General features: G+C 48.1%; 4 protein-coding genes. 2 read left to right on the top strand and 2 right to left on the bottom strand.

Annotated elements, in window-relative coordinates; genetic code table 11:
* Window positions 1–1380, top strand: a 1380-nt coding sequence (locus tag QUB08_RS25320; protein WP_333228177.1) for a calcium-binding protein, incomplete at its 5' end; no start/stop codon positions are given.
* Window positions 1381–2314: 934 nt separating this feature from the next.
* Window positions 2315–5626 carry a DUF4347 domain-containing protein gene (locus QUB08_RS25315; protein ID WP_333228175.1) on the top strand — a complete coding sequence of 1104 codons (3312 nt, stop codon included), beginning with the start codon at window positions 2315–2317 and terminating at the stop codon, window positions 5624–5626.
* Window positions 5627–5888: 262 nt separating this feature from the next.
* Here QUB08_RS25315 and QUB08_RS25310 read toward each other — a convergent pair whose 3' ends face one another.
* Complete coding sequence (locus QUB08_RS25310) at window positions 5889–9446, bottom strand: AAA-like domain-containing protein (RefSeq protein ID WP_333228173.1); 3558 nt, start codon at window positions 9444–9446, stop codon at window positions 5889–5891.
* Between the two features lie 27 nt (window positions 9447–9473).
* Complete coding sequence (locus tag QUB08_RS25305; protein WP_333228171.1) at window positions 9474–13052, bottom strand: WD40 domain-containing protein; 3579 nt, start codon at window positions 13050–13052, stop codon at window positions 9474–9476.
* Between the last annotated feature and the right edge of the window lie 88 nt (window positions 13053–13140).

Below are 13140 nucleotides of genomic sequence, written 5' to 3'. Positions count from 1 at the left end.
ACTCCCACACCGACTCCGGCGCCAACTCCGACGCCCGCGCCGACTCCTACTCCCACACCGACTCCGGCGCCAACTCCGACGCCCGCGCCGACTCCTACTCCCACACCGACTCCGGCGCCAACTCCCACTGAGACACCGACACCGACGCCGGCGCCCACTCCCACTGAGACACCGACACCGACGCCGGCGCCCACTCCGACACCGACACCGACTCCGGCGCCAACTCCCACTCCCACACCAACTCCCACTCCGACACCGACTCCGGCGCCGACTCCCACGCCCGCGCCGACTCCGACTCCGACACCGACTCCGGCACCGACTCCCACGCCCGCGCCGACTCCGACTCCGGCACCGACTCCGGCACCGACTCCCACGCCCGCGCCGACTCCGACTCCGGCTTCGGATGGTTCCCTGCTCGATGACCTCAACGCCCCGCAACTCGACTCTGCCACCATCACCCCCAACCCCGTCGAACAAACTCTCAACGGCGGCGAAGGTACCGATTTCATCATGGGCGGCGACATCAACGAGTCGATTAACGGACTTGTCGGCAACGATATTCTTTACGGTATGGGCGGCAATGACAACATTGACGGCGGTGCAGATAACGACTCAATCTTCGGCAATAAAGGCAGCGATTTCATCTCTGGCGACGCTGGCAACGATACCATCTACGCTGGCAAAGATAATGACACTGTTGTTGGTGGTGAGGGCGACGACTTTTTAAGGGGAGATCTCGGCAATGATACAGTTGCCGGCGGCGGTGGCAACGACACACTTTTTGGCGGCAAAGATGACGATATCTTACTCGGTGAAGAGGGCGACGACTACATTTTAGGCAACTTAGGAAATGACACAATTAATGCTGGAAACGGCAACGATATTGCCTTTGGCAATGAAGGTGCAGACCTAATTTTTGGCTTATTGGGAAATGACACGCTTTACGGCGGCAAAGAAAACGACAGTCTCGATGGCGGTGAGGGCAACGACTTGCTGTTCGGCGGCAATGAAAACGATGTGCTCTTCGGTGACACCGATAACGATACGCTTTACGGCGGTAAGGGTAATGATATCCTCAGCGGCGGTGCTGGTTCCGATTTCATTTCCGGGGATGTTGGGGACGATACATTGACGGGAGGTTCGGGAAATGATGTGTTTTTCCTAAATCAAAGTTTGGGTAGCGACATCATTAATGATTTCCGCAAGGGAGAGGATTTAATTGGGTTGAATCCTGGTTTGAGTTTTAATCAACTCAGTATTACTTCCAGCAACAATCAAACTTTGATTAGTGTGACGGACACCAATCAATTGTTGGCGAAGCTTAACAATATTACGCCCGGTATCCTCACCGCTAGCGATTTCACTCAGGTAACAATCTAACTGCCGGGGGTAGGGTGCGCTATAAGCAGCCAGCCCGCTTAGAAGTGGTGAAGAAAGCTCTCAAACTCCTGAAATTTGGTGGATGACGTTAGCCCCGCCCCCCCTACGCAGGGCTGTTTCATTCTCGGTAGGGGCCGTGCCAAGAGTGCCGGCCCTTTTGGCCTGAAACCCCCATCCACGATTTGCTCGTGTTTCAGAGATTGGGGCAGCCACGGGGAACTGCCCCTACAAGAGAATGAAACCGCCCTGCCCCCCTACGGGGGCTACGCCAACGCAGAGGAGCGATCGATCTGATTCTTTTCAACAGCCAGCGATGGGTAATAAATCTTGTTTATTGCCGATCGCCCACACCTAGAATGAGGCACATCCGTCTATTGCAATCCTGAGCTGGGTAGCCATAAGTAGCGCCCGAATAAATCCAGCTTTCTCAACCACTAAATTTCCGATTTTTGGGAACTTTTTTCCAGGTAGGAAAAAACTTAAATTAATCAATTTTTTAGGCGAGTTTCCTGGTTTGATCTAATGTGAATGTATCAGGTAATAGCTAGAGATATTCTCAGGAATTCGGAACCCCAAAAAAACTTTTCAGGATTTTACCTGACCAAGGCTTCCCAATGGTTGGCTCCACTACTTATCTGGCTAAGGGTGTGCCTGGCAAATCTACATAGAGAGGTTCCAAGTGCTGGACTATTTACATTACATCCTCTGCTGCATTTAATTGCTACAAAAATCTCAATTTTCACACAGCTTAAGCTGATTAGGGAGACAAGTCTCGGATTTCACTTAGGGATAAAATTCAAGTTTTTGCCTAAATTTTAATCTCCCCTATCTATCACCGAGGTTTTAATCCTGCCTACTGCCTTCTGCATCTCTAGCCTTCTGCTTTCAAGGTGAATCTACCAGCAAATAGTAAACATTCTCATGGGTATGCGAAATGAGTTCAACTTTTGCCACTAACATGGATTCACAATCTGTTCTCCTCAATGCTGGTTCTAAATCTCTTGTCTTCATTGATCCCGACTTAGATGACTATCAAACTCTTGCGGGTGGCGTGCTTCCCGGTGCAGAGATCATCATTTTAGATAAAAATGGTAACGGAGTCGAGCAAATTACTGCGAAACTGCAAACAATTTCTGCTGCGGGGGAAACTGTAGACCAAGTTCACGTTTTTTCTCACGGCAATTCGGGCAGCTTGCAGCTAGGTTCTGCAACCCTGAATTCGGATAATTTATCACAATATGAAAGCCAGTTGCAAGGGTGGCGAAATGCGCTAAGCGACCAAGCAGATATTGTGCTTTATGGTTGCGATGTTGCGGCGGGTTCGGGAAGCGATTTTGTCGATCGCCTGGGCGAGTTAACCGGGGCTGATATTGCAGCATCTAGCGATCGCACTGGCCGCGGTGGTAACTGGAATTTGGAGTTTGCCAAGGGTGATATTGAAGCACCGCTAGCCTTGACTCCAGAGGCAATGGCGGATTATCAAGGGACTTTAAAGACTATTACCGTTACCAACAATAATGATAGCGGGCCGGGTTCCTTGAGAGATGCGATCGCCTCCGCAGCGACCGGCGACACCATTCAATTTGCCTCCAGTCTTGCCAGTCAAACAATTACTCTCTCGAACGGTCAACTTGTCATCAACAAAAACTTGACAATTGATGCAGTTGGTGCAGCCAATTTAACCATCAGTGGCAACAATGCTTCGCGGGTAATCCTCACAGAAGGTTTAACAAATGTTACTCTAAAAAACCTGATTGTTGCCAACGGCAAAGTTTCTGGAACCGATCCGAATAATGAGACAACTAGCAGCGGAGGTGGCATTAAAACTGGAGGTAGCAGCACTTTAACTTTAGAAAATTGCCAAGTCAATAATAATGTTGCTGGTTTTGGTGGCGGCATTTACACGGGTTTCCGCAGCACGACGACTGTAATTAACAGCAAGTTTAGCGGCAATGACGGTTCGCTAGCGGATAATACCGAACGCGGTGGCGGGGCGATCGCCACTAAAAGCGGCGGTGTTCTGACTATCAAAGATAGCGAATTTACCAACAACATAGGTAGCATAGGCGGGGCTGTGAATAACTTGTTGGGCAGTCTGACAATTGAAAACTCTAAATTCATCGGCAACCGCACAAATAAAGACGTTGGCGGGGCAGTTTTCGTCGATGGTGCTAACGCTTCAGGCCCCAATGCAACTCCGGGCCCTATTCCCGGAAATATCATCATCCGTGGCAGCACTTTCGACGGCAATACTGGGACAAAAGAAGGTGGTGCAGCCTTTCTATTTGGTTATAACCAAGATAAAGTGATCTTAGAAAATAGCACTTTTATTAACAACAAGGCTGTAAAAAATGCCGCAGGTCAAGGAGGTTCAGGCGGCGCAATACGTCATGGGAATGCCGAATTGACAGTGACAAACTGCACCTTTGCCAACAACACAGCCGATGATAACGGCGGCGGATTGTGGGTTGGAGAAAACGGCAATGTCAGCATTGTAAATAGTACATTTTCCGGCAACAGGGCGGATAAACAGGGCGGAGGAATACTTGTCGGCAACAGAGATTCATTTTCGACTAACATCGTCAATTCGACTTTTGCTAAGAATACCGCTGGTGGGTATGGGGGAGGTATTACGACTTTTGGAAATCAGCCAATTACTCTCAAAAATTCGATTTTTGATAGCAATACGGCCGGTAATCCTTTTAACGTTAAGCAGCAAACCTCACGAGCATTTATCGACGGCGGAAATAATCTACAATTTCCTGCTAAACTGACGACGACAGATCCTAATGACAATAATGCGACGGCAAATGTGACGATCGCAGATCCCTTACTCGGCCCTTTACAAAATATTAACGGCGCTTTCGTGCTGCCGCTGCTAACCGGAAGTCCGGCAATTGATACGGGTACTGGTGCGGGCGCGCCGGCAGCAGATCAGCGCGGTGTGAGTCGCCCTCAAGATGGTGATAATAACGGAAGTGCGATCGTTGATATTGGCGCTTATGAATTTAACCCTACAGTCACGCCGACTCCAACTCCGACTCCAACTCCGACTCCAACTCCAACTGAGACTCCCACACCGACTCCCACACCGACTCCCACACCGACTCCCACACCGGAACCGACTCCGACTCCCACACCGGAACCGACTCCGACTCCCACACCGGAACCGACTCCGACTCCCACACCGGAACCAACTCCCACGCCCACACCGGAACCAACTCCCACGCCCACACCGGAACCAACTCCCACGCCCACACCAACTCCGGCCGTAGATGATTGCCTACTCGATAGCCTCAACGCCCCGCAACTAGACTCTGCCACCATCACCCCCAACCCCGTCCAACAAACTATCAACGGTGGCGACACTACCGACTTCATCATGGGCGGTGTCATCAACGATTCAATTAACGGACTTACCGGCAACGATACACTCTACGGCATGGGCGGCAATGACAACATTGACGGCGGTGCAGATAACGACTCAATCTTCGGCAATGAAGGCAGCGATTTCATCTCTGGCGGCGCTGGCAACGATACCATCTACGCTGGCAAAGATCCTGATACTGTTGTTGGGGGAGATGACGAGGACTTTTTGAGGGGAGATATCGGCAATGATACAGTTGCCGGCGGCGTTGGTAACGACAGCATTTTCGGCGGTAAAGATGACGATATCTTGCTCGGTGAAGATGGCGACGACTACATTTTAGGCAACTTAGGAAATGACACAATTAATGCCGGAAACGGCAACGATATTGCCTTTGGCAATGAAGGTGCAGACCTGATTTTTGGCGACATCGCTAACGATACCCTGTACGGAGGCAAAGAAAACGACAGTCTCGATGGCGGTGAGGGCAACGACTTGCTGTTGGGTGGCAATGAAAACGATGTGCTTTGTGGCGACATCGGTAACGATAGCCTGTACGGCGGTAAAGGTAATGATATTCTCAGCGGTGGTGCTGGTTCCGATTTCATTTCCGGGGATGTTGGGGACGATACATTGACGGGAGGTTCGGGAAATGATGTGTTTTTCCTAAATCAAAGTTTGGGTAGCGACATCATTAATGATTTCCGCAAGGGAGAGGATTTAATTGGGTTGAATCCTGGTTTGAGTTTTAATCAACTCAGTATTACTTCCAGCAACAATCAAACTTTGATTACTGTGACGGACACCAATCAATTGTTGGCGAAGCTTAACAATATTACCCCCGGTATTCTCACTGCTAACGATTTCATTACTCTGTAATTATTATACTAAATCCGGTTTGTCTATACCCTCGCTCATTCTGCGTATCCTTCGGCGGTTAAAACCAGGGCAACCACGGGGGGATTGCCCCTACAAAAACGAAGTCTGAGTCTCCAGAGTGAGATAAAAGGAGTATTTAAGCCGGATTTAGTATTATAGCATTTTCCAATAAAAAGTAGCCAAGTATGATAAATGTCCTCTAATCTTCTGATGCTATAGCCACACATATTAATCTCTTTTTCCTAATAAAGCGGACTTGATATTATTCCGTTTTAATACGATCGCACAAATGTCTGTCCTCCTCCTTCACCTCGGCATTTGTTCGCAGATAATCCCCCACGCGATCGCACGCATAACCCAGTTCATCGAGTTTGAGAATGCGCTCTAGATCCCATAAAATCACCGTGCGATCGTCCCCGGCGGAGGCAATGAGTTTGCCATCGGGACTAAACGCCGCTCCCCAAACGTTCCCTTCATGTCCGGTTAGCGTCGTTATTTCTGTCCCGTCGGTTTTCCAAAGTTTGAGTGCGCCAGTTGAGCCTCCCCCCACCAGCATTTGACCGTTAGGACTGAAATCAACTGCCATCATGCCTCTAGTATTTCCCTGGAGGGTTTTGAGTAATGCGCCATCGATCGTCCAGAGTTTAATCGTGTCATCCCTGCTGGCAGTTGCCAAAGTGCCACCGTCTGGACTGATGGCAACTTCCCAAACAGGGCTGCGATGACCCTTTAGGGTCTTGGAAAACTTACCGTCAAGACTCCACAACCGAGCAGTGCTGTCGCTACTGGCTGAAAGCAGCCTCTGTCCGTCAGGGGTAAAGTCCACATCGTAAACCCTGGCCCGATGCCCTTTGAAAGTTTTCAGTAAAGTGCCGTCCTTGTTCCACAGTTTGACGGTTTTATCGTTGCTAGCAGAAGCCAGTAGCCGACCATCTGGACTTGGGGAGATATCCCAAACTCCAGCTTCATGACCTGTTACGGTTTTCAGTAACGTCCCGTCGAACTGCCAGAATTTAATTGTTTTATCTTCATTAGCGGTAGCAAGGAAAGGTGCGATCGCAGGATTGGTACCTGAGAGGAAAGCAACGGAGCGAACGGCAGTCTCGTTTCCGGCAAAAGACTTCAGCAACGTGCCGTCTCGCGCCCACAGTTTGAAGCTGCCATCCGAACCGGCGGAGGCTAGCATTTGACCGTCCGGGCTGAAATCCACATCCCAAATCGTGCCGCCATGTCCGTAAAGGACTTTCGAGAAGGGGTTTGTCGGATTCCAGAGTCGAGCTGTATTGTCGTCGCTAGCAGAGACAACTATTTGACTGTTGGGAATAAAAGCAAGCCCGCGAATTCCCGATTGATGCCCTTTGAGGACTTTCAAAAGTGTCCCGTCCGGCTTCCAGAGGTTGATAGTTTGGTCGGCGCTGGTGGAAGCAATCACATCGCCTGCTGTGCTGACGGCGACTTCAAACACTTCCGCACTGTGACCGCTAAGAGTTCGCAGCAGGGTTCCGTCTGGTTGCCAGAGTTTGACAGTGTTGTCAGCGCTGGCAGAGATAATGGCGGGACGTTTTGCACCGCTATTGTCTGCAAGTAAAGCGAACTCAACGTCCCAAACGCTTGCGCTGTGACCTTCTAGGGTTCTCACCAGTTCGCCGTCGAGAGTCCAGACCTTGACCGTATTATCTGTGCTGCTAGAGGCTAGCAGGTTTCCATCCGGGCTAAAGGCAACACCCCAAACCGAACCTTGATGTCCTGTCAGAGTCTTGAGCAGTTTGCCATCAACGCTCCACAGGCGAATGGTGCTGTCTTCACTGGCGGAGGCGATGCGCTGACCGTCTGGGCTCACGGCGATCGCCCAGATCGCAGCCTTGTGTCCCTGAAAGGTTTTGAGCAGTTTGCCTTCCCGACTCCACAGATAAATGTTGCCGTCCACGCTGGATGTTACCAGGCGTTGGCTGTTGGGAGTAAAACGAAGGGCGTAGACGCTGCTGATCGTGTGTTCGAGAGTATGCAGCAAAGTGCCATCCCGTTGCCACAGCTTGGCTGTTTGGTCGCCGCCTCCGGTGGCGATGAATTGACCGTCTGGGCTGACATCAACTGCCAGAACCGGGCTGGAATGCCCCAACAGCCGATTGAATTCTGCCGTTCCATAGATGGCTTGTTGCAGCACTTGTTGAACTTGAGATGGCAACTGGGGGCTGGAATTAGCTAGGCTGTCGATCCTGCGTCTGGCTTTAATGGCACTCACGAGGGCATCTAATCGCTGTTGGGATGCGAATTGCCCTGCGGATGAGGAGGTGAGGGCTTGAACTTCGCTGATGCGGGCTTGCTGTTCACTGGTGATGGCGTAATGATATTGCCAGAGGGCGAGAATGCCAAAGGCGATCGCAACTATTAGCGCTCCGCTGAGCGCCCCAAGAAATCTTCGCTGCCGCTTTGCTGTCTCTCGCTCTAAAACTAAGCGTTTGCGTTCTTCTGTGAGTCTGGCTTCAACTTCTCTGAGCCTCGCTGCTTCCAGCGCTTGCTGCACTTCCAGCCTGTCTAATTCACTAGAAGCGGCTAAAAAGTGATAATCCAAATCGCTCAAACTTTTTCCCTGGGCCCAGTAGGAAGCGTCTTTTAACGATTGTCCCCGCAACAATCGCGATTCATCGGTTTGTTTGGAAGCGATCCAAGCGTTGAAAGCTTGGGAGTAAGGACGCAGTTGCTCTAACTGTTTTTCTACCCATTGTAGGTGAAACACTGCTTGATAAATCCGGTTACTGACCTTTAAAAAACCTTGTTGCTTTACTACCAAACCTGATAGCAGCAGTTCGATCTGCTCTCGACTATCATCCGCTTCAATTTCACCCGATTGTAAGAGGTTTTGATAGATACCTAAGCTACGTGCAGTTAGTTTTTCGTTGCCAAGAATGCGATCGCGAATTGTCTTTAAATGCTCTGGCTCATCTTGCGATTCCCATTTATTGATGATGTTTTCTGTCACCACCGATTCCACAAAAAATCCCTCTGTTACCGGTGGGATTTTTAAATCACCGCTGTGGGCTTTTCCTGCCATTTTTACTACTAATTCACATATTTTTTGAGTTAAAAATGGTTGTCCTCCAGTCCAATCTAAGATTTCTTTGAGAACTGCCTGCGGATTGGGTATGACCTTTTCTAACCCTTTCGCTAATGGTTGAGCTTCTTCTAAGCTAAATCCTGACAAATCGATCGATTTTCCGATATTAAAAGGTGTCCGATTTTTATCGGCGATTAAATCGCTGGGTGTAGCTACTCCGAAAATTACGAAGGTAATCCGGTTGTATTCTGGATTGAGGGCTCGTTGGTTGTAACAATAACGAATCAAGGCGAAAAAGTCATCGACGGGAAAATCTAAGCCTAAAATACTATCAATCTCATCGACAAATATAAAAATTCGCTCATTGGGAAATTTGACTAATAAAATTTGTTCAATAAATTGACTCAATCTTTGCAGGAGAGAAACTTCTTCTTGTTCTTGCCACCAGGTTTTTAAATTAACTTTGCCTACAAGATGGAAACTGCGCCACAAATCCCCAACGATTCCTTTATACCATTGTAAGGGAGTAATGTTTTCGCTACCGATGCGGGTCATGTCGATCGTGCTGCATTGAAATCCTTCTGCTTGCAATCGATGGAAGGTGCGAACGAGAAGGGAAGATTTGCCCATTTGCCGCGAATTGAGAATGTAGCAAAACTCGCCTCGTTTTAAGGCTTGATAAAGTTCGATATCTGCTTGTCGTTGGACATAGGTAGGCGCATCAGTTGTGAGACTGCCCCCAATTTGGTAAGAGTAATCTTTCATAATTTATAGTTAATTGTTTCGGAGAATTTAACGATCGCCCACGGCATCGCACAGATGCCTATCCTCCTCCTTCACTTCGGCATTTGTGCGTAGATAATCTCGCACCCAGTCGCATCCATACTGGAGAAAATCGAGCTGGAAAATTCGCTCTAAATTCCACACAATTGCTGTGGTATCCTGACTGGCTGAGGCGATTAACTTCCCATCAGGGCTAAATGCCACTCCGAACACCCCATCGCTATGTCCCTTTAAAGTTTCAAGCTCTTGACCATCGTACCTCCAAAGTTTGACAGTGCCGTCAAAACTTGCTGAGGCGAGAGTCTTGCCATCGGGACTAAATGCCACTCCGAATACCCCATTTTTGTGTCCCTTTAAGGCTCTAATTTCTGTACCATCCAACCGCCAAAGTCTCACCATGCTATCCATACCTGCTGAAGCGAGAGTCTTGCCATCAGGGCTAAATGCCACTCCCGCTACCTGACGGCGATGGCTGGTTAAAGTGTGTAGAAGTTTGTAGCTGGGCTTTCCAGAGGCGATCGCATTATCCCACTGCCAAAGTTTGACAGTACCGTCCACACTACCAGAGGCAATGAGCTTTCCATCGGGACTAAAGGCAACTCCGTTAATGTGATCGCTATGCCCTTTGAGAGTTGCCAATTGGGTGCCGTCAATCCTCCAGACTTTGACCGTTTTGTCCTCACCCGCCGAGGCGAGTGACTGTCCATCTGGATGGAAATCAACCGCGAAAACTCTACCTTGATGTCCAGTAAAAGTCTTAATTAAGGTTCCATCGAGTCGCCACAATCGAACAGTGCTGTCATAACCGCCTGTAGCAATCGTGGCGACCTTTGGGCTGAAATTTACTCCGAAAACTTTATCAGCTTGTTTGGGGAAAGTGCGAATTAAGCTACCATCAAGCCGCCAAAGTTTAACGGTATTATCACGACTGGCGGTGGCAATTGTCTTACCATCAGGACTAAATTTAATGGTGTAAATTGATGCTTGATGTCCGTTAAGAGTCTTGAACAAACTATCATCAAGCTTCCAGAGTGCGATCGGGCCATCCCAACTGGATGAGGCAAAGATTTTCCCGTCAGGACTCCAAGCCAATCCAGAGACGACATCTTTAGCGACTAGCAGGGTTTTGACCAGAGTCCCGTCAAGCTGCCAAAGTTTGACTGTTCTGTCTAGACTTGCCGAGGCAAGCAAACCACCTTGAGGGTTAAAAGCGATTTTGGTGACGGCATCGCTGTGTCCAGTTAGGGTTTTGACTAAAGTTCCGTCAAGCTTCCAAAGTTTGACTGTTTTATCCGCACTCGCCGAGGCAATGAGATATTCTGAAGGGCTGTTGGCGTAGCCTGCCGGCGCATAGGCAACATTCATAACTCTATCCGTATGTCCGGTGAGGGTTCTGATCACTTTACCGTCTGCATTCCAGAGTTTGATGGTTTGATCTTTAGAAGCAGATGCAATAGTTTGACTGTCCGGGCTAAAGGCAACGCTGTTAACTTCATCTGTATGCCCGGTGAGAGTTCTGTGCAGTTTGCCGTCTGTACTCCAGAGTTTAATTGTTTTATCTTTAGAAGCCGAAGCAATAGTTTGACCGTCAGGAGCGATCGCGACTTGTGAAATATTATTGGTATGTCCTTTTAAGGTTTGCCATAAGGTATAATTCAGCTTAACCTTGGTTGATTTTGTACTGTTTTTACGCCAAATTTTGACTGTTTTATCCCCAGAACCCGAAGCAATTACATCCCCTCTGGGGTTAAATACCACTCCCCAGACTGCATTGTTGTGCCCTTGAAGCGTTCCTAGTTTTGTACCGTCTTTTTCCCAAAGATCGATCGTTTTGTCGGCAGAAGCTGAGGCGATGAGTTCCCCATCAGGACTGAATGTGACATCATTCACCACATTGTTATGCCCCGATAAATGATTATAGTCAACTGCTCCATAAACAGCTTGATGGAGAGCTTCTTTAACTGAGCGTTCGAGTTCTGGGTCTACACCACCTAACTTTTGCAGTTGTCGCTTTCCTCTGATTGCCTCTATGAATGCGTCTAATTTTTGATTTGAGGCGAATAGTGCTTCGGAAGATTTGGCGATCGCTTTGATTTCGCTGACAGCAGTTTGCCGATACTGAAAATACACCGCTAGCCCCAAGGCAGAGGCGATAATTAATGCTATAGTTACTACAAAAAGCAAAAACCTTTGCCGCCTCGAACTTTTTTTCTCTACAGCTAATCTTTTTTGTTCTTCAGTTAGTCTGGCTTCAATTTCTTTAGCTCGTTCTGCTTCCAATCCTACCTGCATTTCTCTTCGGTCTAATTCTTCAGAAGCGCCTAAAAACTGATAATCTAAGTCACTCAAACTTTTACCCTGGGCCCAAGCTTGAGCATTTTTCAAGGCTTGTCCGCGCAACAGTCGGGATTTATCGGTCTGCTTGGACGTTATCCAAGCATCAAAGGCTTGAGAGTATGGACGCAAGGAAGCGAGATTTTTTTCTACCCATTTTGTGTTAAATACTTCTTGATAAATCTGGTTTCTTACCTGTAAAAACCCCTGAGATTTTACTACCAAACCAGACAGCAATAGTTCTACCTGTTCTCGCGAGTCATCGGTTGGTACTTCCACTCCTTGTAAGATTTTTTGATAGATGCCTAGTAGTCTGCCAGCACGTTGCTCATTTCTCAGGATGCGATCGCGGATCGTCTTTAAATGCTCTGGTTCGTCTTGAGATTCCCATTTATCGATGATTTGCGATCGCACCACCGCTTCCACAAAAAAGCCTTCTGTTCCCCGTGGAATTATCAGCACATCACTATGAGATTCTCGCGTCGCTCTTACTATCAATTGACACAGCTTTTGGCTCAGAAATGGTTGCCCAGAAGTCCAAGCTAATATTGCTTTGATAATTGCCTCGGCATTACTAACTACACTCTCTAACCCTTGAGTTAAAGGAGAGGCTTCTTCCAAGGAAAAACCGGGCAAATCTACTGCTTGTCCGATATTAAAGGGAGTGCGCTTTTTATCTGCTATTAAATCGCTGGGTGCAGCTACTCCAAAAATCGCGAAGGTAATCCGGTTGTATTCTGGATTAATGGCTCGTTGGTTGTAACAATAACGAATTAAGGCAAAAAAGTCATCGACGGGAAAATCTAAGCTTAAAATACTATCAATCTCATCGACAAATATAAAAATTCGCTCGTTAGGAAATCTCGCTAATAATACCTCTTCAATAAATTGACTCAATCTTTGCAGGAGAGAAACTTCTTCTTGTTCTTGCCACCAGGTTTTTAAATTAACTTTTCCTACAAGATTGAAACTGCGCCACAAATCCCCAACAATTCCTTTATACCACTGTAAAGGAGTGATATTTTCGCTACCGATGCGGGTCATGTCGATTGTGCTGCATTGAAAACCTTCTGCTTGCAATCGGTGCAGGGTACGCACTAAGAGAGAAGATTTGCCCATTTGCCGGGAGTTAAGCACGTAACAAAATTCGCCAGCTTTTAAGGCTTCATAAAGTTCGGAATCTGCTTGCCTCACTACGTATGTAGGCGCATCACTGGCGAGACTGCCCCCAATTTGGTATGTTACCTGGGTCATGCCGTTTATGGGTGGGTTTAAAGGTGAGTATGTAGTAAATTTATTTAGAGGTGAGGATGTGGTGCTGGAGCTTCATTATAATATAAAT

The sequence above is a fragment of the Microcoleus sp. BR0-C5 genome, assembly GCF_036705045.1.
In the GTDB taxonomy this organism is placed as follows: domain Bacteria; phylum Cyanobacteriota; class Cyanobacteriia; order Cyanobacteriales; family Microcoleaceae; genus Microcoleus.
This window is presented reverse-complemented; position numbering and strand designations above follow the sequence as displayed.